The organism is Roseicyclus persicicus, from assembly GCF_012395815.1.
GTDB classification, from domain to species: Bacteria; Pseudomonadota; Alphaproteobacteria; order Rhodobacterales; family Rhodobacteraceae; genus Roseicyclus; species Roseicyclus persicicus.
In genome coordinates this window covers 180961-202721 of sequence record NZ_JAAZQQ010000007.1, presented here as the reverse complement: position 1 = coordinate 202721, position 21761 = coordinate 180961, and the positions used below count along the sequence as shown (strand labels likewise).

The window sequence follows — 21761 nt, the reverse complement described above, 5'->3', positions numbered from 1 at the left end:
CGGCGGGCGAGGGTCGCGGGTCGGGGCCTTCCATGGTGGTGCGCCCGGCCCGGCGGCTGCGCGAACCTGCAGGTTCGCGTGGCGGAAAACTGGAGTTTTCCGTGCGGGAAACCTCGAGGTTTCCCGTGCGTTTTCCTCGAGGAAAACGCCCGCGCCCGGCCCCCGCCAGGCAGCACGACCGAAGGGGGGGGGAGGAAACCCGCGCTCAAGCAGCCCGAAGGGCGGTAGCGCAAGAAGGAGAAAATGGCGCGGTTGACGGGGCTCGAACCCGCGACCCCCGGCGTGACAGGCCGGTACTCTAACCAACTGAGCTACAACCGCGTGGGCGGTCGTCTATTGCCCCCGGCCCGCCCCGTCAAGCGCCCATCCGCCCCGCGGGCGGTTTTTCCTCAACCCCGCCGGATCGGCCGCGCCGAGGCCAGCGCCCGGTCGAGCGCCCGTTCCCGCGCGAAGACATAGAGCCCCGCCCCCGCGATCAACGCGATCCCGATCCAGACCGCCGTGCGCGGCACCTCGCCGAACACCAGCCACCCCCAGAGGATCGCCATGGGCAGGGCGGCGTATTCGTAGGAGGCCACGACCGAGGCGGTGCCGAGCTTGTAGGCCATGCTCATGCAATAGCCTATCATCGCCGACATCACCCCGATCAGGCCGAACACCCACAGGTCGCCCACCGCCGGCCAGACCCAGGCGCGCAGCAGGAACACCACCGAGGGGTGCGTCGCCCCCTCGGCAAAGCGCCCGTCGCCGGCCACGGCGAAGAACAGCACCGAGACCAGCAGGAAGCAGGCCTGGATGTAGACCGCCATCGCCGAGGCGGCCGAGCGCGCGCCGAGCTTGCGCGTCAGCACCTGCATCCAGCTGTAGCAGGCCGCCGCCGCCAGCGGCAGCATGAGGCTCGCCCGCCCGATCCCGCCCCAGTCGACGCCGGGGGCCATCATCACCCCCACCCCCGCCAGACCCACCACCACCGCCGCCATCCGGTGCCGGCCCACGGGCTCGCCCAGCATCGGGATGGCCAGGAGCGTGATGAACAGCGGCGCCACGAAGAACAGCGCGGTGGCCGCGGCCAGGGGCATCACCGCGAGGCCGGCGAAGAAGGTCAGGTTCGACACCATCACCAGCCCGGCGCGCAGCGCGTGCAGCCCCGGCCGGTCGGTCCTGAGCAGGACCCATCCGCCCTCGCGGAACAGGAACAGGAGGCTGACGGCCAGCGCGACCGAGGACCGGAAGAACACCGTCTGGTGCAGCGGGTAGTCGCCCGACAGCATCTTGATGCCCATGTCGTTCACCGAGCCGCAGAGCACGGCGACAAGGACGAACAGGATCGCCCGGCTCCGGTCGCTCATCGCCCGGCCCCCGGATCGGACGGCAGGCGCGCGGCAGGACGGACGGGGCATGGCGGGGGGCGCATGGGCGCACCCTGCGCCGCGCCCGTCGCCGCCGCAAGGGCCCGCGCGCGGGGCAACCCTGCGCCCCGTGCGCCGCCGGTTCACGGCGCTGCCGATGGGCGCGCGGCCCGCACCCCGTCTTGGGGCGTGGCGGGGTCACGCTCGGCCGGTGGCGGGTGCTCTGCGTATCGCCCTCGGGCAACTCCCGCGCAGGGCCGTAGCCTCCGGCGCATCGCCGATGCCGGGGGGCGGGGTCGCAGGCCGGTTCGCCGTCAGCGCTCGGGCAGCGGGATGAACTCGTCGCGGTCGGTCGGCGGCAGCTGGAACCGGCCATGTTCCCAGTCGCCCGCGCGCCAGGCTTCCTTGGCGGCCTCGATCCGCTCCTTCGAGGAGGCGACGAAGTTCCACCAGATGAACCGCGGCCCCTCCAGCGTGGCGCCACCCAGCAGCATCAGCCGCGCGCCCCCGGGCCCCGCGGTGAGCGACACCCGGTCGCCGGGGCGGAACACCATCATCTGCCCGGGCGTGTAGCTGTCGCCCGCGATCTCGACGGAGCCCTGCACGACATAGGCGCCCCGGTCCTCGTGGTCGTCGGGCATCGGCAACCGCGCGCCGGGCTCAAGCACCGCGTCGATATAGAAGGTCTCGGAGGCCACCGGCACCGGCGCGCGCTCGCCGTAGGCCGTGCCGAGGATCAGCCGCAGCCGCTTGCCCTCGCCCTCCAGAATCGGCAACGCGTCGCGGCCGGCGTGGACGAAGGCGGGTGCGCTGTCCTCGGCGTCCTTCGGCAGGGCCATCCAGGTCTGGATTCCGAACATGGAATAGGGCGCCTTCAGCATGTCGCCATCGACCCGCTCGGAATGGGTGATGCCGTGGCCCGCCGTCATCAGGTTGACCGCGCCGGGGTCGATCCACTGGTCGGTGCCGAGGCTGTCGCGGTGGTGGAACCGGCCCTGGTACAGGTAGGTCACGGTCGCCAGCCCGATGTGCGGGTGCGGGCGGACGTCGATCCCCTGCCCCGTCAGGAACTCGGCCGGGCCCATCTGGTCGAAGAAGATGAAAGGGCCGACCATCTGCCGCTTCGGCGCGGGCAGCGCGCGGCGCACCTCGAAATCGCCGAGGTCGCGGGCGCGCGGCACGATCAGGGTCTCGATGGCGTCGACGGCGTCGCCGGTCGGGCAGTCGGGGTCGAGGGCGGGGTTCCAGCTCATGGCGGCCTCCTGGATCGGGATACACCCAAGCTAGGCGAGGTCTGCCCGTCTGCGGAGGCCGAATATTCCACAGCTTCTGTGCGCTGTGTCACGGTTCACACTGCCGTGCCCGCAAAAGTGCGCCCGCGCACGAATGGGATCACAGCGCCAGCGGCGGCGTCAGCCCGCTGGCCTCCAGCTCCCACCGCGCCTGCCAGGCGTCGCCCTCCCGCTCCAGGAGCAGGTAGTTCCGCTCGGCGATGTAGCGCGACCGCTGGCCCGGCAGCCGCGCCACCCGGATCGGGTTTTCCGGCAACGGGTCTTCCCCAAGCGCGGCGAGCGCCCCGAGCACCCGCGCCCAGGCCCTCGGCGGGGCGCGGTGCGAGATGCCCGAGGCAACCAGCTGGTTCAGCACCAGCCCCTGCCCCAGGTCCATCACCGCCCGCGTGGCCAGGTGGATCTCGCCCGAGACGGCGGTGATGTCGTGCCCGTCGGTCCGGGCGAGGTCGCGCACGAGGCGCAGCATCCGCCGCCATTCGTCGCGGTGGGCGCGGCTCTGCCACTGGTCGCGCAGGTCGTCCTCGTAGCGCTGCATCCGCGGGATGGCGACCATCAGCGCCTCGAGCAGCGACAGGCGCGGCCCCAGCAGCGGCACGCTCGACATCAGGAAGCTGTGGCCCTCGGCGGGGCGCGCGGCCTCGGCCTCCATCATCGCCCAGCCGCCCGGGCCGAGGATCTGCCGCCGCGTCCGTTCCGACCGCAGATCGGGCGCCAGCAGGCGCAGACCCGGCGCGTGCACGGCCCAGCCCAGGTGCAGGCCGGCGGGATCGGCGAAGCGCGCCGGCAGGTCGCCGTCGACTGCCGCCTGCTGGAACAGGAGGAAACTTTCCCGCGCGACCGCGAACAGGGTCTGGCCCACCGGCGAATAGGTCCGCGACCGCCGGAGCGACCCCCAGCCGTCGCAGATGTCGTGGTCGTCCCACTGCATCAGCGAGGGCACGCGGGCGGCCAGCCAGGCGAACTCGGGCGCGGCATAGAGGGCGGCATAGCGGGCGAGGAACCGCGCGCGCAGGTGCCGGCGCAGGCCGGCCAGCGCCGCCGCCGAGGGGTCGGCCGGCAGCCGCGCGGGCCAGTCATGGCTGAGCTCGTGCCCCTCGGTCGCCTCGTCGGCATAGACCTGGTCGCCGCCATGCAGCAGCAGCGACAGCGGCCGCCGGCGGTGCGCCTCGCACAGCCGCGCCCACATCGCGTTGCGCTCGGAGCCTTCGCGGTCGAGGTCGCCCACCTCCTCGCCGTTGCACGACACGTAGGCCAGCCGCAGGTCGCCGGTCAGGTCGCCCTGCAGCGCGTGGTCGGTGCCGTTCCAGCGGTAGCTTGAGGGCCGGTCGGCGGGCCGGTCGAAGCGCGCGCGCCAGACCGTGACCCCGTCCCAGGCGGCCAGCGCCTGCAGGGCCACGGCGCCCGTCTCCAGCTCCACCGGCGGGGGCGGCGCGGCGCCCTCGGACAGGACCAGCGCGGACAGGCGCATCCGGCCCCCGGCCACGTCGTCGAGGATCAGGATCGGGCCGATGACGGGGGCGGGAAGCGGCGACATGGGCGAGGAGCTAGCGCGCCGCGGGGCGCGCCGCAATGCGGCGGGCGGCGGCGCGGGATCACGGCTGCGACAGCGGGCGGGAGCTGGTGGGTGGTGAGGGACTCGAACCCCCGACATCTTCGGTGTAAACGAAGCGCTCTACCAACTGAGCTAACCACCCGCCGGGCGCGGGCTTAGCCGCTGGCGTCGCGCCGCGCAAGCCCGGGGCCGGTGCCCGGAGCGCCCCGCCGATGTCCTTCGACCCTGCCCTGCACCGCACCCACGCACCACGCCCCTTCGCCGACTTCCGCCTGGGCGAGGTGTTCCGCGCGCCGTCGCGCACCATGACCGAGGGCGTCTTTGCCGCCTTCCAGGCCGCCTCGGGCGACAACCACCCGATCCACTACGACCGCGCCTACTGCGCCCGCGCCGGGCACCGCGACCTGCTGGCGCATGGCTACCAGACGCTGATCCAGGCCGCGATCGGGGCGAGCCCGCTGGCCCACCAGATGGGCGAGGCGCTGATCGGGTTCGTCGCGCAATCCTCGCGCTTCCTGGCGCCGGTCCATTGCGGCGACACGCTCTACCCCGCCTTCGAGATCACCCGGCTGGAGCCGCAGCGCACAACCGGCGTGCTGACGGTGGCGGTGACGATCCACAACCAGGACGGCGTGCTCGTCTGCGACGGCGAGCAGAGCTACCTGATGCGGCTCTGACGACGGGCGGAACAGGGGGAGGTGGTGGGTGATGAGAGATTCGAACTCCCGACATCTTCGATGTGAACGAAGCGCTCTACCACTGAGCTAATCACCCGCCGGGTGCGGTGGTCTTTAGCCATCCTCGCCGGGGTCCGCAAGGGGGGTTTCGCCCCCATCGGCACCCGCCTCGGCGCCCGCGTCCCGCGGCCGGCGGACCCGCACGGTCAGGATGTCGGGGCCGCTGGCGTCGGGCTTGCGCTTCTTCACCGACAGCTTGCCGAGGGGCGTCAGCGCCAGCTCGTCGCTGCGGTCGAGCGCGCGGCCGATCTCGTCCAGCACCAGGTCGATCACCACCTTGGCGTCCGAGCGCTTGAGCGCGGTCCGCGCCGCCACCGCCTCGATCAGGTCCGAGCGGCGGACGGTGCCGTCATCGGGCGCCGCGGGCGCGGCGGTCTCGGGGTCGGCGGCCTCGGCCGTCTCGACGGCGCGCAGGTGCGCCCGGCGCGCGGCGGCGGTCTCGGGGGCGGGGTCGGGCTTGGGCGCGGGCACCTTGGCCCGCGGCACCCGCCGCGTCCGCCCCGCCGGGGTGGCCTTGCCGACCCCGCCCTCGACAGTCTCCTTGCCCGGGCCCTTGCGTGTCGCCATGGTCCTGTCCCTCTCCGAATCCGTGCCGCGGCGCGGATCGCCGGGGTCGCGGCCAAGGCTAGGGCATTCTGGGAAAAACGCCAGAGGCCGCCGCGGTTCAGCTGCGCGCGGCGAGGCGCAGGTTGCGGCTGTCCCATCGCGGCCAGCCGATCAGCTCGGACACGGTCACGAACTGGTAGCCCCGCGCGATCAGCCCGTCCAGCGTGGCGGGCATGGCGCGCACGGTGGCGGCGATGATGTCATGGGCCAGGATCAGCGCGCCGGGGTGGCTGGCCCCGAGGATGCGGCTGGCCACCGCCGCCGAGCCGGGGCGGCGCCAGTCCTCGGGGTCGACCGACCACAGCACCGTGGGCAGGTTGCGCTCGGCGTGGATCAGGGCGCGCTGGCGCGGGTAGAGGTTGCCGTAGGGCGGGCGCATGGTGACGGGCGGCCGGCCGACCGCGTCGTCGATCGCCACCGAGGTGCGGTCGAGCTGGCTCAGCAGCGCGGCGTCGGACAGGCCGAACAGGCTGGGGTGCGACCAGGTGTGGTTGCCGATCTCGTGCCCCTCGTCGGCGATGCGGCGCGTCAGCTCGGGCTGGCGCGCGACGCGGTTGCCGATGACGAAGAAGGTCGCCCGGATGTCGCGCGCGGCGAGCATGTCCAGCAGCTCGGGCGTCAGCGTCGGGTGCGGGCCGTCGTCGAAGGTCAGGGCCAGCACCGGCCGGGCGGTGCGGACACGGGTGACGGTGATCGGGGTGGGCGCCGCCAGAGGTCCGGCCGCCGCGCGCGCCTGCTGGGCCTGCGCCGGCCGGGCCAGCGCCGGGGCGGCGAGCATCGCGCTCCCCCCAAGGAGGAGGCTGCGGCGGTCTATGCGGAACGGCCCGAACATGCCTCGGCTTTCAGCCTGTGTTTTCCGCAGGTTGCCCGCGGACCCGGCAGAGACCAAGGGGATTCGGCCCCGATCCGGGCATATTGCCGCCCGGAGCGGCACAGGGGCCACAGGCCGGGCCGCGCCGCGAGAATCACCCGTGCGGCGGCATGGCGGGCGGCGGTCGCCCGGGGGCGGCCCTGCCCTGCGCAGTGGGTGCGGCGGTCGCGGGCGGCGCGCGCGGGGGCCGCCGGGATCACCGGCGCAGGGCCGCCCGCCGGAGCGCCGAAGCCGCGACCCGCCGGATCCGCCAACAACGCCCTACAAGATGTTGTGGATGCGACCGCCTGCTCACCAAGATGTTCGGGCACCCTGCTTCGCGCCGGGATCACCATCGACGGCGCGCGGCGCACCCCGGCCCGGTCGGCAGTCGGTCGCGCCCGGCCCCCCGGGGCAAAAAAACCTTGACGCCGCAACGGGTAGGCCAAGACTGCACCAATCTGCTTCGACTACCTTGGGGACATCACGGAATGAAAAAGACGGTAATCGCCGCGTTCGTCGGCCTGTCGCTGACCGCGGCCTCGGTTCAGGCGCAAAGCCTGCAGCCGCAAATGTCGGTCGAGACCATCCGCAGCGGGATGGAGGAAGACCAGGGGCACCTGCTGGTGCCGATCCTGTTCATGATCTTCCTGATCCTGACGATCAACCGCGGTTCCGATTACTTCCAGGGCCCCTTCTGACAAAGGGACCGGGGGCGCGCCGACCCGCTCGGCGCGCGCCTTGAGCCGCGTTCGTCCCGCGCGTGCGGGGCGGAACGTCGTGCTGTCCGCACCCCTGCCGCGCGCCCCTGAGCCACGGCAGCACGAGCTGTGGCATGGGCCGGTGAGGGCCGTGAAAAACGGGCGTGCCGTCCTGCGGGCGCAGGCACGACCGGCCGCGCAGGGGGCGGCGCGGCGCTGTCACTGGGGCGCATCACCGGACGACGGCAAAGGCCGTCACGGGCGAGAAATTCCTTGACGCAGGAACGGACAGGGCAAGACTGGCCCGATCTGCTACGACTACCTTGGGGACATCACGGAATGAAAAAGACGGTAATCGCCGCGTTCGTCGGCCTGTCGCTGACCGCGGCCTCGGTTCAGGCGCAAAGCCTGCAGCCGCAAATGTCGGTCGAGACCATCCGCAGCGGGATGGAAGAGGACCAGGGGCACCTGCTGGTGCCGATCCTGTTCATGATCTTCCTGATCCTGACGATCAACCGCGGCTCGGACATGTTCATGTATCCCGCCTGACGCGGGGATCCATGTATCCCGCCTGACGACAGGAAAGGGGCGCGCCGATCCGGTCGGCGCGCCCCTCTTCTTTTGTCCGTGGCCCTTGCCGGGCCGGGCGGGATCAGTGCGCGGTCGCGCCCTCGCCCCCGGTCTCGGCCGCCCGTGCCGCCGCCGCGGCCTCCTCGGCGGCCTCGTCCCAGTCGATCGGCTCGGGCTGGCGCACCAGCGCGCGGGCCAGAACCTCGGAGACGTGGCTGACGGGAATGATCGTCATCCCCTCCTTCACGTTGTCCGGGATCTCGGGCAGGTCCTTGGCGTTCTCCTCGGGGATCAGCACCGTGGTGATGCCGCCGCGCAGCGCCGCCAGCAGCTTCTCCTTCAGCCCGCCGATGGGCAGCACATTGCCCCGCAGCGTGACCTCGCCGGTCATGGCGATGTCCTTGCGCACCGGGATCTGCGTCAGCACGGACACGATGGAGGTCACCATCGCGATGCCGGCGCTCGGCCCGTCCTTGGGCGTGGCGCCCTCGGGGACGTGGACGTGGATGTCCCAGCGGTCGAGCCGCGGCGGCTTGACCCCGATCTTCGGCGCGATGGACCGGACGTAGCTGGCCGCCGCGTCGATCGATTCCTTCATCACCTCGCCGAGCTTGCCGGTGGTCTTCATCCGGCCCTTGCCCGGCAGGCGCAACGCCTCGATCGACAACAGGTCGCCGCCCACGCTGGTCCAGGCGAGCCCGGTGACGACGCCGATCTGGTCCTCACGCTCGGCCAGACCGAACTTGAAGCGCTTGACGCCCAGCATGTCCTCGAGGCTGTCGGGCGTCACCACGACGCGCGTCGCCTCCTTCTTGACGATGGTCGTCACCGCCTTGCGGCAGAGCTTGGCGATCTCGCGCTCGAGGTTCCGCACGCCCGCCTCGCGGGTGTAGTAGCGGATGATGTCGGTCACGGCCGGCTCGGTCAGCTCGAATTCCTTCGACCGCAGGCCGTGGTTCTTCATCTGCTTGGCCACGAGGTGCTGTTTCGCGATCTCGCGCTTCTCGTCCTCGGTGTAGCCCGCCAGCGGGATGATCTCCATCCGGTCCAGCAGCGGCCCCGGCATGTTGTAGGAGTTCGCCGTGGTCAGGAACATCACGTTCGAGAGGTCGTATTCGACCTCCAGATAATGGTCCATGAAGGTCGAGTTCTGTTCGGGGTCCAGCACCTCGAGCATCGCCGAGGCCGGGTCGCCGCGGAAGTCCTGGCCCATCTTGTCGATCTCGTCGAGCAGGATGAGGGGGTTCGTCGTCTTGGCCTTCTTGAGCGCCTGGATGATCTTGCCGGGCATGGAGCCGATGTAGGTCCGGCGGTGGCCGCGGATCTCGGATTCATCGCGCACGCCGCCGAGCGAGATGCGGATGAACTCGCGCCCCGTGGCCTTGGCGACCGATTTACCCAGGCTGGTCTTGCCCACGCCGGGCGGGCCGACGAGGCACAGGATCGGCCCCTTCAGCTTGGCCGAGCGCTGCTGCACGGCGAGGTATTCGACGATGCGCTCCTTGACCTTCTCCAGCCCGTAGTGGTCGGCGTCGAGGATCGCCTCGGCGCGGCCGAGGTCCTTCTTGACGCGCGATTTCACGCCCCACGGGATCGACAGCATCCAGTCGAGGTAGTTGCGCACCACGGTGGCCTCGGCCGACATGGGCGACATGTTCTTGAGCTTCTTCAGCTCCGCCTCGGCCTTCTCGCGCGCTTCCTTGGAGAGACGGGTGGCGTTGATGCGGTCCTCGAGTTCGGCCACCTCGCCGCCCTCGTCGCCGTCACCCAGCTCGCGCTGGATCGCCTTCATCTGCTCGTTCAGGTAGTACTCGCGCTGGGTCCGCTCCATCTGCGACTTGACGCGGGACTTGATCTTCTTCTCGACCTGCAGGACCGACATCTCGCCCTGCATCAGGCCGTAGACCTTCTCGAGCCGCTCGGCCACGTCGAGGGTTTCCAGAAGCTCCTGCTTCTGGCCCACCTGGATGCCCAGGTGCCCCGACACGAGGTCGGCCAGCTTGGCCGGATCGGTCGCCTCGCTGACCGTGGTCAGGGCGTCCTCGGGGATGTTCTTCTTGACCTTGGCGTATTTCTCGAACTCCTCGGCCACCGCGCCGATCATCGCGCGGGTCGCGGCCTCGTCGCCGGGGCGCTCGGACAGGGGCGCGACGCGGGCCTCGAAGAAGGGCTCGGTCGCGGTGAAGGCCTCGATCTTCACGCGGCGCCGGCCCTCGACCAGCACCTTCACGGTGCCGTCGGGCAGCTTCAGGAGCTGCAGCACGTTGGCCAGCACGCCGGTGCGGTAGATGCCCTCGGCGGTGGGTTCGTCGACGGACGGGTCGATCTGGCTCGAGAGCAGGATCTGCTTGTCGTCCTGCATCACCTCCTCGAGGGCGCGGACGGATTTCTCGCGGCCCACGAACAGCGGCACGATCATGTGGGGAAAGACCACGATGTCGCGGAGCGGCAGGACGGGAAAGGTGTCTTGGGTCACTTGGCGTTCGCCTTCCTTGGTCTTGGCAAGGGGGCCGGGCCCTGGCTGCGCAGCCGCCGTGGCCCCCTCCGGGTAAGGATGCCTTAACTTGGGGCGCGCGGCGGGGGGTTTCAACTGCCGGCGGCCTCACCCGTTCGGCATTACCATGCGCCCCCCGCGGCCGGCGTGCAAGGGAGGGATAGCGGTGCGCCCTGCCCCGCCCCACAAAATGCTGTGGACCGACGCCCCCCTCGGCCCCGGACGGGCCAGGACGGGACGCCGCGCCGGTTTCGCCGGGCGCGATTGACCTGGGTCAATGCCGGGGCCCGCCGCGGACCGGAGAGTTTCATGTGCAACACTTGTCAGAGGTGATGATCATGAGTCTCCCGTCCCGCCCCTGGACCGCCCTCGCCGTCGCGGCCGGCCTGTTGGTCACGGCCGCCGCCGCCGAGGCCTGCCCCTCGTCGCTCTACCCGGGGCCGGCCTTCAGCTACGCCGGCGCCGATCTCTATGCCGGGCAGGCGTTCTCGGCCGCGGCCACGGGGGGCAGCGACCTGTCGGCCTGCGGCATCCCCGGCGCGCGCGGCTACGCGGCCGACGCAGCCACGATGTCGCTGCACCTGTCGATGATGGACGGCTACGCCCTGACGGTGGGGGTGCAGTCGGACTGCGATTCGACGCTGCTCCTGCACACGCCGGACGGCGGCTGGGTCTTCGACGACGATTCGGGCGGCAGCCTGATGCCGGAGCTGACGATCACCGGGCCGGGCCGCCTGAACGGGCGGGTGGATGTCTGGATCGGCACCTATGGCGGCGGCAGCTGCCCCGCAACGATCACCTTCCGGACCGCCCGCGGCCCCGGCGTGGCGGACGAGGCGGGCGACGTGCCGCAGGGCGGCGCCGCGGCGGGCTGCCCGAACCCGTCCCTGTCCGGCCAGACCATCGCCTTTTCCGCCCAGCAGCTCTGGACCCGGCAGAGCCTGCCGGTGCAGGCCTCGGGCAGCACCCGGCTGGCGGACTGCGGCATCGTCGGCACGACCGGCTACGCCAACCCGGCACCCGCCTACAGCTTCTACCTGTCGGGGATGCAGGGGCAGCGGCTGGACCTGACCGTGGACGCGCAGTGCGACTCGACCATGCTGGTGCGCACCCCCGACGGGCTGTGGCACTTCAACGACGACGGGCACGGCAACCTCGACCCCGCGATCTCGCTGGTGCCGCCGACGGCGCTGGAGGGGCGGGTCGACGTGTGGGTCGGCACCTACGGGCCCACGCCCTGCCCCGCCACGCTGAACCTGCAGGCCGCGGCGATCGGGGGCGCCGCGCCGCCGCCGCAGCCGCAGCCGCCGGTGGCGGGCGCGGGCTTCGGCGGGGTCTGGAACACCGACGCGGCCGGCACCCTGACGATCCACCAGACCGGCGCCAGCGTGACGGGCAGCTACACCTGCTGCTCGGGCGGGCAGATCGCCGGCACCGTGTCGGGCTCGGTCCTGACCGGCACCTACATCGAGGACAACGGCACCGACTACGGCACCATCCGCTTCGAGCTGTCGCCCGACGGGCGCAGCTTCACCGGCAGCTACACCCGCACCTCGGGCAGCGGCAGCGGCACCTGGAACGGCACCCGCGTGTCGGGCGGCGCGATGGCGCCGCAGCCGCCCCAGCCCCCGACCGGCGGCCGGTTCGAGCTGGTGGTGGTGCCCGAGGGGATCACCTTCGACCAGGCGCAGCTGCGCGCGCAGCAGATGGGCGGGCACCTCGCCACCGTCACCAGCCCCGAGGAGCTGCAGGCCGTCTTTGCCGTGGCCAACAACCCCGCCGCCTGGTCGCTGGAACAGGGCCGCTACCTCGTCGGGCCATGGCTCGGCGGCTACCGGCAGGGCAGCCAGTGGATGTGGGTCACCGGCGAGCCCTGGGGCTTCACCGCCTGGGCGCCGGGCCAGCCCGACAACCACCAGGGCCGCGAGACGCACCTGAACATGTGGGTCCGGGGCACCAGCCCCGCGCCGCTCCTGAACGACGCCGACCCCTACGTGCCCCTGCGCGGTTTCGTGCTGGAACGCTGAGGCGCACCCCCTGCCCGCCCCGGCCGACCCGGGGCGGCGCCCCCGAAGCCCGCACCCCCCCATGTCCGCAAGAGGAGGACCCCTCACATGCACCGCACCCTTACCACCCTCGCCGCCGGCGCCGCGCTCTGGCTGGCGGCCGCGGTGCTGGCCCAGGCCTGCCCCAGCACCGGCATGACCGGCGCCACGATCCAGTATTCCGCCGCCCAGCTGCAAACGCCGCAGGTGCTGTCGGCGACGGCGCAGGGCTTCGTGCCCCTGTCGGGCTGCCCGCAGATCTACGGCGGCGTCGGCTATGCCGAGGCGGCGCCCGACTATACCTTCTATTTCAACCAGATGGGCGGCACAGGCGTGATCTTCGACGTGCAGTCCGACTGCGACTCGACCCTGATCGCCCACACCCCCGACGGGGCCTGGCACTTCAACGACGATGGCGGCACGGGGCTGATGCCGCAGCTGACCCTCGGCGCGGTCGAGGGGCGGGTCGATCTCTGGCTCGGCACCTACCACGCCAACGACGTCTGCCCGGCCAACCTGACCGTGCGCGCCGTGGGCAACACCGTGCCGCAGGGCGGCTGCCCGAACCCCGCCGGCGTCGGGCAGGTGCACTACTTCTCGGGCCCGCAGCTGACCACGCCGCAGCAGCTGGGCGGCGTGCCCGCGCAGGGCCGGACGGAGCTCTGGTCCTGTTCCATCACCGGCACGGGCTATGTCGACCCCAACCCGGCGATCACCCTGCAGCTGTCGCAGATGGACGGCTATCTGCTGGAGCTGTCCTACAACGGCAGCTGCGACGGCACGATGCTGGTGCGGACGGCGGACCAGCAGTGGCGCTTCGACGACGACAGCGCGGGCAACTGGAACCCCCGCCTGCAGATCGAGGGCCGGTCGGCCAACGGCACGGTCAACGTGTGGGTCGGCCGCTACGGGCAGGAGGCCTGCATGGGCACGCTCAGCGTCCGCGCGATCCCGAGCGGGCCGCAACCGCAGCCGCCCGTGCCGCCGCAGGGCGCGGGGCTGGCCGGCACGTGGAACGTGAACGCCAACGGCTTCCCGGGCACGCTCAGCTTCCAGCAGGCGGGCGGCGGCTGGACCGGGATCATGAACCTCGGCAGCCGGCAGGAGACGCTCCTGAACGTCCTGTTCGACCCCGCCAGCGGCCGGGTGGAATTCCTGCGCCCGAACCCGGGCGTGGACCAGCACTATGTCGGGACGGTGTCGGGCAGCCAGATCAGCGGCCAGTTCAACCAGAGCGGCGGCGGCTACGAGTACGGCTGGTCGGCCAGCCGCTGACGCAGCCGGATGGCAACGGGCCGGGCCCCCATCGCGGGGCCCGGTCGCGGTCAAAGGGGCTCGATATCACCCTCGGCGCGTTGGGCGTGGAACGCGGCCTCGAAGCCGGCGAAGCGGTCCTCGGCGATGGCCGCGCGCATCCCCGCCATCAGCTCCTGGTAGTAGTGCAGGTTGTGCCAGGTCAGCAGCATGGACGAAATGATCTCGCCCGCCCGGAACACGTGGTGCAGGTAGGCGCGGCTGTAGCCCCGGCAGGCGGGGCAGGTGCAATCCGCGTCGAGCGGCCGGGGGTCGTCGGCGTGGCGGGCGTTCTTGATGTTCACGACGCCCCGCCGGGTGAAGGCCTGCCCGGTGCGCCCCGAGCGCGACGGCAGCACGCAGTCCATCATGTCGATCCCGCGGGCGACCGCGCCCACGATGTCGTCCGGCTTGCCCACGCCCATCAGGTAGCGGGGCTTGTCCACGGGCAGCATGTCGGGCGCGAAGTCGAGGCAGCCGAACATCGCCTCCTGCCCCTCGCCCACCGCAAGGCCGCCGACCGCGTAGCCGTCGAAGCCGATCGCCTTGAGCGCCTCGGCGCTCTCCTCCCGGAAATCCCGCTCCAGCCCGCCCTGCTGGATACCGAACAGCGCATGGCCCGGCCGGTCGCCGAAGGCCGCCTTGGACCGCTCGGCCCAGCGCATCGACAGGCGCATCGATTCCGCGATGCGGTCGCGGTCGGCGGGCAGCGCGGGGCATTCGTCGAAGCACATCACGATGTCGGAGCCGAGGAGCTTCTGGATCTCCATGGACCGTTCCGGCGACAGCATGTGCTTCGACCCGTCCACATGGCTGCGGAAGGTCACGCCCTCCTCGGTCAGCTTGCGCAGCTCCGCGAGGCTCATCACCTGGAACCCGCCCGAGTCGGTCAGGATCGGCTTGTCCCAGTTCATGAACCGGTGCAGCCCGCCCAGCCGCGCGATGCGCTCGGCGGTCGGCCGCAGCATCAGGTGATAGGTGTTGCCCAAGAGGATGTCGGCGCCCGTCGCCGCCACGCTGTCGGGCAGCATCGCCTTGACGGTCGCCGCGGTGCCCACGGGCATGAAGGCGGGCGTGCGGATCTGCCCGCGCGGGGTCGAGATCACGCCGGTGCGGGCCTTTCCCGAGGTGGCGGAGAGGCGGAAGGAGAAACGGTCGCTCATGCCGCCCCCGATAGTGCGGAACGGCGGCAAAGCAAAGCCCGCGCGGTCAGCCCACGACCTTGCGGAACACCATCCGGTAGACCACGTCGCGCCCGGTCGCGGGATCGGTCGAGGGCGCCCCCGCGATCTCCAGCCGGTCGCCCGACAGGGTGAAGGGCCGGGTCAGGTCCACCTGCCAGCTGGGGTTCCACGCCCCCTCGACGCTGTGGATCACCCGGTCGCCCTCGATCCGCCAGCGGGCGACATAGGCGAGCATGGTGTCGAACAGCGCCACCTTCTCGGCGTCGGTCCAGCCGCCGGGGCGGGCGGCCAGCCGGTCGCGGGCGAAGACGGTGGCCATCATCCGCCCGTCCGCGTGGTAGGCGATGTAGCCGAGCGGCGCGGGCCCCAGCGCGTCGAAGCCTTCGCCCGTGTCGGGGAAGACGCCGGTCCAGGCCTCCATCCGCCATGTGCCGATCAGCGGGTGCGGTGCGTCGTCGTCCGGCATGGGGCTCTCCTGTATCGTCCGGGCCAAGCCTAGCATGACATGCGCCCGTCGCAGAGCGGTGCGATCAGGGCGACGTCGCGCCACCCGCGCGCGGGGGGCCTGTTCCTCCCCCGCCCCGGCGGGCTAGAGCGGCCGCCACCGCGCGAATCCGGGGACAGGGAGAGACAGGCAGATGACCGACGGGCTGATCCTCGGCTGGGAGGAATGGGTGGCGCTGCCGGCGCTGGGGCTGCCGGCGCTCAAGGCCAAGGTGGACACCGGCGCCCGCACCTCGGCGCTCCATGCCTTCGACATCGAACCCTTCGGCCCCGTCTCGCGGCCCAAGCTGCGCTTTGCCGTGCACCCGGTGCCGGGGCGGACCGACCTGACCATCGCCTGCTCGGCCCCGATCCGCGACCGGCGCGAGGTGACCTCGTCGAACGGCGAGTCGGAGCTGCGCTACGTGATCGAGACCACGCTGCGCATGGGCGACACCGAAGTGCCCGTCGAGGTCACGCTGACCGACCGGACGAACATGGCCTACCGCATGCTGATCGGGCGGCAGGCGATCCAGCCCGGCTGGCGCATCAGCCCCGCCGACAGCTTCTGCCAGCCGCGGCTGGGCTACGACGTCTACCACACCGCCGAGGTCAAGCTGGCCGCGCCGCAGCGCGCGCTCCGCATCGCGGTCCTCAGCCGCGAGGACAACTATTCCACCCGCCGCCTCGTCACCGAGGGCGAGGAACGCGGCCACACGGTCGAGGTGATCGACACCACCCGCTGCTACATGGCGCTGAACGCGCTGGCGCCCGAGGTGCATTGCGACGGCCAGCGCCTGCCGCGCTACGACGCGGTGATCCCGCGCATCGGCGCGTCGATCACCGCTTACGGCGCCGCCGTGCTGCGCCAGTTCGAGACGTTGGGCACCCATTGCGTGAACGGCGCCGCCGGCATCACCGCCAGCCGCGACAAGCTGCACGCCCACCAGATGCTGGCCGCGGCCCGCATCGGGATGCCGCAGACCGCCTTTGCCGCCAGCCCCAAGGACACCGACAACCTGATCGCGCTGGTCGGCGAGGGGCCGGTGGTGATCAAGCTGCTGGAATCGACGCAAGGCAAGGGCGTGGTGCTGGCCGAGACCCGCACCGCCGCGCAGTCGGTGATCGACGCCTTCCGCGGCCTGCGGGCGAATTTCCTCGTGCAGAGCTTCGTCGCCGAGGCCGCGGGCGAGGACATCCGCTGCCTCGTCGTCGACGGCCGCGTGGTGGCCGCGATGAAGCGCACCGCGCGCGGCGGCGAGTTCCGGTCGAACCTGCACCGGGGCGGGCGCGCGCAGCCGGTGCGCATCACCCGCGAGGAACGCGAGACGGCGGTGCGCGCCGCCCGCGTCTTCGGCCTCGGCTTTGCCGGCGTCGACATGCTGCGCGGCCATGACGGGCCCAAGGTGCTGGAGGTCAATTCCTCGCCCGGGCTGGAAGGGATCGAGCAGGCCACGGGCAAGAACATCCCCGCGCTGCTCTACGAGGCGATCGAGCGCCGCGTCCGCCCCGCCCCGGTGCGCAAGCGCCGCGCGGCGGCGGCCTGAGGCTCAGGCGCCGGCCGAGAACAGCGGCTCGAACCCGCCCCACATCATGCGCCGGCCGTCGAAGGGCATCTCGCCCATGCCCTCCATCAGCTCGGGCTCGGACATCATCCGCGCCCAGGCCGCATCACAGGTGGCGCGGTCGGGCCAGACCATCCACGAGAACACCACCACCTCGCCCTCCTCCAGCTTCACCGCCTGGGGAAAGGACGTGACCTCGCCCGGCTGCACGTCGACGCCCCAGTTTTCCTCGGCGGACAGGCAGCCGAGGCGCTGGAACACCGGCCAGGCGGCCGCGGCGTGGCGGCGGTAGGTCTCGCGCTGGTCGGCGCGCACGGCCAAAAGGAATCCCTGCACATAAGACATTCGCGACACCCCCACTGCGGATTCGGTGACGGCAGCTTGACAGCCCGTTATGTTGATATCAACATTTTTCCGATGCTGGACCCGGACTTGCCCCTGTCGACGACGCTGGAAGTGCGCGACCGCTGCCTGTGCCTGCACACGCAGCGCGCGGCGCGGGAGCTGGCGCGCCTGTTCGACGCGGCGCTCCGGCCCGCGGGGCTGACCAACGGGCAGTTCTCTCTGCTGATGGCGCTGAACCGGCCCGAGGCACCCCGGATCGCGGACCTCGCGCCGCTGCTCGGCATGGACCGGACGACGCTGACCGCCGCGCTGAAGCCGCTGCAGCGGCGGGGGCTGGTGGTGGCGGCCCCGGACAGGGACGACCGCCGGTCCCGCCGCCTGACGCTGACCGACACGGGCCGCGCGGCGCTCAAGGCCGCCCTGCCCGCCTGGCGCGCGACCCATGACGCGCTCGACGCCCGGCTGGCCCTTCCCGACCCGGCGCAGCTCCGCCACGCGCTGGACGCGGTCGCGGGTCGCGGGGCCCCGGGCTGACCCGCCCTTTACCCCGCCCCGCGCTTTCCTTATATCTTCGCTCAGGAATAGCGACGAAAGCCCACCGATGTCCGAGCCGCAGCCCCAGCTGGAGGGAACGCCCCTCATCAAGCCGTCGAGCACCGACCACCCGCTCTACGAGAGCGTGGTCGAGGCCTGCCGCACCGTCTACGACCCGGAAATCCCGGTGAACATCTTCGACCTCGGGCTGGTCTACACCATCGACATCGACCCCGAGAACGCGGTGAAGATCACCATGACCCTGACCGCCCCCGGCTGCCCCGTCGCGGGCGAGATGCCCGGCTGGGTCGCCGACGCGGTCGAGCCGCTCGAGGGCGTCAAGCACGTCGACGTCGACATCACCTGGGACCCGCCCTGGGGCATGGACATGATGTCCGACGAAGCGCGGCTGGAACTGGGCTTCATGTAGGCCCAGCGGCCCCTTGGCACGGGGCCGGACCCCTGACATGATCCCCGCAAGGACGGGGTTGAGACCCGGCGGACCGAACCGGCGCCGGGGATGACGGGAACCATGGCAGCATCGACATTCGCCGCGCTGTTTCTGGCGCATGTGCTGGCCGACTACCTGCTGCAGACCGGCTGGATGGTGGCGAACAAGCGCCGCGCCGCGGCCCTTGGCCTGCACATCGGCACCGTGCTGGCGGCGATGCCGCTGGTGCTGCTGACCCTGTCGCCGTGGTTCCTCGTGCTGGCCGGGCTGCACCTGGCGATCGACCTGCTCAAGACCTTCGTGATGCGGCCGGGGCTTGCGTCCTACGTCCTCGACCAGCTCCTGCACCTGGCCTCGATCGTGCTGGTGGCGGCGCTGGCCCCGGGCCTCTGGGCCGACAGCCCGCTGGCCGCCCTGCCATGGGCGCCCGCGGCGATCCTGATCGCGGCCGCTGTGCTGTTCGCCGCGCGCGGCGGGCAGTACGCGGTCGCCGCGCGGCTGCCCGACGACCCCGCGACCGGGGCGCGCGGCGTGCGGATGGGCTGGGCCGAGCGGGCGACCATGGTGGGGGTGGTGGCGCTGGGCCTGCCGGTGCTGGCGCTGGGCGTGGCGCTGGCCAAGGCCGCGCAGGTCGCGCTGCGCTGGGCCGACCGAGACGTGGCCGGCCGGCGGCGTCTCGTCGAGGGCGCGGGCCTGTCGCTGGGCTGGGGTCTGGCCTGCGCCGCGGGCCTGTGGGCGATCCTGCCGCTCTTGCCTTGAGCCGGAGGCCGGACGGGCCTACATTGGCACTCAGGAGCACAGCCCGAAGGACGCATCCCCGATGTTCGGCATTCCCGGCAAGCAGGCCGTTTCCATCACCCCCGCCGCGGCGGCGCAGATCGCGCGCCTGATGGCGCGGGACGGCAGCCAGGGCCTGCGCATCGGCGTCAAGAAGGGCGGCTGCGCGGGCATGGAATACACCATGGACTACGTGGCCGACATCGACCCCCACGACGAGATCGTGGAACAGGACGGCGCCCGCGTGATGATCGCCCCGATGGCGCAGATGTTCCTGTTCGGCACCGTGATCGACTACGAGACCAGCCTGCTGGAATCGGGCTTCAAGTTCCGCAACCCCAACGTGGCGGATGCCTGCGGCTGCGGCGAGTCGATCAAGTTCAAGGATGTCGAGGAGCTGGAAGCGACCCGCGCCGCCTCGGGGCGGTGAGCGTTTCCACCGAGGCCGTCGAGACCGCCCGCGACCTGTTCGCGGGGCTCGGGCCGATCACCACGCGCCGGATGATGGGGGGCCTGTGCCTCTACCACCAGGGCCAGATCTTCGCGATCATGATGGCCGACGGCGGCCTGTTCCTGAAGGCCGAGGGCGACTTTGCCGCCGAGATGGCGGCCGCGGGCTGCACCCAGTGGTCCTACCGGCACAAGGGCCGGGCGGCGCCCACGCGCATGGGTTACTGGACCCTGCCCGACGCCGCGCTCGACGACCCCGACCTCGCCTGCGACTGGGCGCGGCGGGCGCTGGCGCATCTGTGACGGGCGCCGCACGGGGCCGGCGCGGCCTGCCCGCAGCGTGCGTCGGCGCACAGGCGCCCCGCCCTTGACCTCCGCCCGCCGCCCGGCCCACCTTCGCCCCCGACCCTGACCCATCGAGGAGCCCGCCGATGCCCCGCAAGCTTGCCGCCGGAAACTGGAAGATGCACGGCGATGGCGCCGCGCTGGCCGAGATCGACGCGCTCATGGCGGCGCACCCCTCGCCGGGCGTCGGCATCCTGGTCTGCCCGCCCGCCACGCTGATCCACCGCATGGCGACCCGGATCGGCGGCGGCCCGATCGCCGTGGGCGGCCAGACCTGCCACCCCGCCGCGCAGGGCGCGCACACCGGCGACATCTCGGCCGCGATGCTGGCCGAGGCGGGCGCCAGCCACGTCATCGTCGGCCATTCCGAGCGCCGCGCCGACCACGGCGAGACCGACGCGCAGGTCCGCGCCCAGGCCGAGGCGGCGCTGGCGGCGGGCCTGTCGGTGATCGTCTGCGTCGGCGAGACCGAGGCCGAGCGCGACGCCGACGTCACGCTGGAGGTGGTGGGCGGCCAGCTGGCGGGCTCGGTGCCCGACGACGCCCGCGGCGCGACCGTGACCATCGCCTACGAACCCGTCTGGGCCATCGGCACCGGCCGCGTGCCCACGCCCGCCCAGATCGCCGAGGTGCACACCGCGATCCGCGCCCACCTGGCCGATCGCTTCGGCCTGGCGGGCGCCGACATGGCGATCCTCTACGGCGGGTCGGTCAAGCCGGGCAACGCCGCCGAGATCTTCGCCGTGCCCAATGTCGACGGGGCGCTGGTGGGCGGCGCCTCGCTCAAGGCGGCCGATTTCTCGGCGATCATCGCCGCGCTCGAGGCGGCCTGAGGCCGGCTACTGGGTGGCGGGCACGTAGCGCGTCACCCCGATGCGGATCATGCCCTGGTAGGACGGCGCGTACTGCCGCACCGCCAGCAGGTAGCGCCCGGGCCGCACCGGCACGGCCAGCTGCGAGTTCAGCGTGCCGTTCGAATCGTCGTTCATCCCCAGCATCCGCCCCGCGGCGTCGAAGAAGGTGACGACCGGGTCGCTGTCGTTGATCTCGTCGGCGGTGACCAGCAGCAGGCCCGGCGTCGGCACCTCCATCACGAACCACTGCGCCTGCCCGCCCGGCACCCGCCAGTCGCGGCTGAGCATCGGCGGCAGGCGCCCAAGGTCGGTCACCGGCCAGGACCCGTCGAGCGGCGGCGCGGCCTCGCCCGACGCGTACTGCTCGGCCGCGGCGGCCCGCGCGTCGAAGCCCGTGACCGTCACCGTCACCGGCAGGTTCGGGTCCGACAGCGACCGCATGGCGATGCAGTAGTCGCCCGCCGGCAGCGGCCGAGTCATGTCGATGCGGCTGTTCAGGCTCTCGTAGTCGTCGTTCTCGGCCAGCAGCACGCCCTGCCCGTCGAACAGGTAGATGTAGGGGTCGGCCGCGGGGTTGTCGGCGCGGATCGTCAGCGCCTGCGGGCTGGCCAGCGTGAAGCGGTAGTAGGGCGCGCCGAGGATGGTGTTGGTGGCGCGCAGGCCCTGCATCAGCTGCGCGTCGACGGGGCCCTGCCCCAGCGGGGTCGCGGGGGTGCCGGGCAGGCAGGGCTGCACGCCCACGAACAGCGGCATCCCCTCGGTGCCCGAGAACCCGCCGGCAAGGCCCGGGGTCAGGGCCGCCATCTCGAGGCGGCTGACCTGCAGGTTCGCGGTCACGCCGAGGCCGGCATAGCCCGTCACCGCGACGCAGTAGTCGCCCGCGGGCAGCTCCACCTCGGCGCGGCTGGCGAGCCCGCCGCCCGAATCGTCATCCAGCACCACGAGGCGGCCGTTGCCGTCGAACAGCTCGACGATGGTGTCGCCGAAGGCATCGACCGGCGCCGCCTCCAACCGCACGGCCATCGGCCGGCCGAGGGTAAAGACCGCCGCGGCCCGCGTGCCGGGCGCCACCGCCAGGTTCGACAGCCCCAGCGGCGCCGCGACCGTGGCCAGGTCCGAGCCCTCGCGGGCCCCACCCAGCCAGGGCGCGCCGTCGCCCACGCCCCCGCAGGACACGCCCTGCGCTGCGGCGGGGCCGGCGAGGGCGGCAAGCGCGACGAGCGCGGCGGGAAGGGTGCGGCGGTGGGCGGCCATGGGAATCCTCCAGGTCTCGGGCGGGGGCCG

22 protein-coding genes and 3 tRNA genes are annotated in these 21761 nt (G+C 72.2%); 12 read left to right on the top strand and 13 right to left on the bottom strand.

Going from position 1 to position 21761, the window contains the following annotated elements; genetic code table 11:
- Positions 1-244: 244 nt before the first annotated feature.
- From HCU73_RS17905 to HCU73_RS17885, 5 genes are all read right to left on the bottom strand, one after another.
- Positions 245-321 (bottom strand) — tRNA-Asp (locus HCU73_RS17905).
- A gap of 68 nt (positions 322-389) precedes the next feature.
- A complete protein-coding gene (locus HCU73_RS17900; protein ID WP_168624853.1) occupies positions 390-1349 on the bottom strand; it encodes a DMT family transporter in 960 nt (319 codons plus the stop codon).
- A 314-nt stretch (positions 1350-1663) separates the two neighbouring features.
- Positions 1664-2602, bottom strand: coding sequence for a pirin family protein (locus HCU73_RS17895; RefSeq protein ID WP_168624852.1), 939 nt, complete (start codon positions 2600-2602; stop codon positions 1664-1666).
- Between the two features lie 139 nt (positions 2603-2741).
- Positions 2742-4175: an alkaline phosphatase D family protein gene (locus tag HCU73_RS17890; RefSeq protein ID WP_168624851.1), complete on the bottom strand. Its 1434-nt coding sequence runs from the start codon at positions 4173-4175 to the stop codon at positions 2742-2744.
- An 84-nt stretch (positions 4176-4259) separates the two neighbouring features.
- A tRNA-Val gene (locus HCU73_RS17885) sits at positions 4260-4335 on the bottom strand.
- A 70-nt stretch (positions 4336-4405) separates the two neighbouring features.
- Between HCU73_RS17885 and HCU73_RS17880 the strand changes: the two genes are divergently transcribed.
- Positions 4406-4870, top strand: coding sequence for a MaoC family dehydratase (locus HCU73_RS17880; protein WP_168624850.1), 465 nt, complete (start codon positions 4406-4408; stop codon positions 4868-4870).
- 22 nt (positions 4871-4892) lie between these two features.
- Here HCU73_RS17880 and HCU73_RS17875 read toward each other — a convergent pair.
- The 3 genes from HCU73_RS17875 to HCU73_RS17865 form a co-directional block, all read right to left on the bottom strand.
- A tRNA-Val gene (locus tag HCU73_RS17875) sits at positions 4893-4967 on the bottom strand.
- Between the two features lie 17 nt (positions 4968-4984).
- Positions 4985-5497, bottom strand: coding sequence for an HU family DNA-binding protein (locus HCU73_RS17870; protein ID WP_168624849.1), 513 nt, complete (start codon positions 5495-5497; stop codon positions 4985-4987).
- Between the two features lie 97 nt (positions 5498-5594).
- Positions 5595-6314 carry a polysaccharide deacetylase family protein gene (locus tag HCU73_RS17865; RefSeq protein WP_168624848.1) on the bottom strand — a complete coding sequence of 240 codons (720 nt, stop codon included), beginning with the start codon at positions 6312-6314 and terminating at the stop codon, positions 5595-5597.
- A 563-nt stretch (positions 6315-6877) separates the two neighbouring features.
- On the opposite strand from HCU73_RS17865, the gene HCU73_RS17860 reads away from it, so the two are divergent.
- Together HCU73_RS17860 and HCU73_RS17855 are read left to right on the top strand one after the other, a co-directional pair.
- Entirely contained in the window at positions 6878-7087 is a 210-nt protein-coding gene (locus HCU73_RS17860) for a hypothetical protein (RefSeq protein ID WP_168624847.1), read from the top strand.
- A gap of 339 nt (positions 7088-7426) precedes the next feature.
- Positions 7427-7636 carry a hypothetical protein gene (locus HCU73_RS17855; protein WP_168624846.1) on the top strand — a complete coding sequence of 70 codons (210 nt, stop codon included), beginning with the start codon at positions 7427-7429 and terminating at the stop codon, positions 7634-7636.
- Between the two features lie 103 nt (positions 7637-7739).
- Here the strand turns inward: HCU73_RS17855 and lon are convergent, their stop codons facing one another.
- Positions 7740-10076 (bottom strand): endopeptidase La, encoded by a 2337-nt coding sequence (gene lon / locus HCU73_RS17850; protein ID WP_239025630.1) that lies wholly within the window; start codon positions 10074-10076, stop codon positions 7740-7742.
- Between the two features lie 413 nt (positions 10077-10489).
- Here lon and HCU73_RS17845 point away from each other — a divergent pair, with 413 nt between their 5' ends.
- Together HCU73_RS17845 and HCU73_RS17840 are read left to right on the top strand one after the other, a co-directional pair.
- Entirely contained in the window at positions 10490-12178 is a 1689-nt protein-coding gene (locus tag HCU73_RS17845; RefSeq protein WP_210730698.1) for a C-type lectin-like domain-containing protein, read from the top strand.
- An 87-nt stretch (positions 12179-12265) separates the two neighbouring features.
- Positions 12266-13471, top strand: a complete 1206-nt coding sequence (locus HCU73_RS17840) for a hypothetical protein (protein ID WP_168624843.1) — start codon at positions 12266-12268, stop codon at positions 13469-13471.
- A gap of 50 nt (positions 13472-13521) precedes the next feature.
- Here the strand turns inward: HCU73_RS17840 and tgt are convergent, their stop codons facing one another.
- The gene (gene tgt / locus HCU73_RS17835) at positions 13522-14652 is read right to left on the bottom strand and encodes a tRNA guanosine(34) transglycosylase Tgt (protein ID WP_168624842.1); all 1131 of its coding nucleotides are present in this window, start codon (positions 14650-14652) and stop codon (positions 13522-13524) included.
- 46 nt (positions 14653-14698) lie between these two features.
- Positions 14699-15139 (bottom strand): lipocalin-like domain-containing protein, encoded by a 441-nt coding sequence (locus HCU73_RS17830; protein ID WP_168624841.1) that lies wholly within the window; start codon positions 15137-15139, stop codon positions 14699-14701.
- 172 nt (positions 15140-15311) lie between these two features.
- On the opposite strand from HCU73_RS17830, the gene rimK reads away from it, so the two are divergent.
- Positions 15312-16703, top strand: coding sequence for a 30S ribosomal protein S6--L-glutamate ligase (gene rimK / locus HCU73_RS17825; RefSeq protein WP_168624840.1), 1392 nt, complete (start codon positions 15312-15314; stop codon positions 16701-16703).
- A gap of 3 nt (positions 16704-16706) precedes the next feature.
- Here rimK and HCU73_RS17820 read toward each other — a convergent pair whose 3' ends face one another.
- The gene (locus HCU73_RS17820; RefSeq protein WP_168624839.1) at positions 16707-17066 is read right to left on the bottom strand and encodes a DUF1428 domain-containing protein; all 360 of its coding nucleotides are present in this window, start codon (positions 17064-17066) and stop codon (positions 16707-16709) included.
- 72 nt (positions 17067-17138) lie between these two features.
- Between HCU73_RS17820 and HCU73_RS17815 the strand changes: the two genes are divergently transcribed.
- The 6 genes from HCU73_RS17815 to tpiA all read left to right on the top strand — a co-directional run bounded on the left by HCU73_RS17815 (position 17139) and on the right by tpiA (position 20456).
- Entirely contained in the window at positions 17139-17600 is a 462-nt protein-coding gene (locus HCU73_RS17815) for a MarR family winged helix-turn-helix transcriptional regulator (protein WP_168624838.1), read from the top strand.
- Between the two features lie 67 nt (positions 17601-17667).
- Entirely contained in the window at positions 17668-18030 is a 363-nt protein-coding gene (locus HCU73_RS17810) for an SUF system Fe-S cluster assembly protein (protein ID WP_168624837.1), read from the top strand.
- Between the two features lie 102 nt (positions 18031-18132).
- Positions 18133-18810, top strand: a complete 678-nt coding sequence (locus tag HCU73_RS17805) for a DUF3307 domain-containing protein (protein ID WP_168624836.1) — start codon at positions 18133-18135, stop codon at positions 18808-18810.
- Between the two features lie 61 nt (positions 18811-18871).
- Positions 18872-19258 (top strand): HesB/IscA family protein, encoded by a 387-nt coding sequence (locus tag HCU73_RS17800; RefSeq protein WP_168624835.1) that lies wholly within the window; start codon positions 18872-18874, stop codon positions 19256-19258.
- Positions 19255-19581: a TfoX/Sxy family protein gene (locus tag HCU73_RS17795; protein WP_168624834.1), complete on the top strand. Its 327-nt coding sequence runs from the start codon at positions 19255-19257 to the stop codon at positions 19579-19581. Before HCU73_RS17800 ends, HCU73_RS17795 begins: the two co-directional genes overlap by 4 nt.
- A gap of 128 nt (positions 19582-19709) precedes the next feature.
- A complete protein-coding gene (gene tpiA / locus HCU73_RS17790; protein WP_168624833.1) occupies positions 19710-20456 on the top strand; it encodes a triose-phosphate isomerase in 747 nt (248 codons plus the stop codon).
- Between the two features lie 6 nt (positions 20457-20462).
- Here tpiA and HCU73_RS17785 read toward each other — a convergent pair whose 3' ends face one another.
- A complete protein-coding gene (locus HCU73_RS17785; protein WP_168624832.1) occupies positions 20463-21731 on the bottom strand; it encodes a DVUA0089 family protein in 1269 nt (422 codons plus the stop codon).
- Positions 21732-21761: the final 30 nt, after the last annotated feature.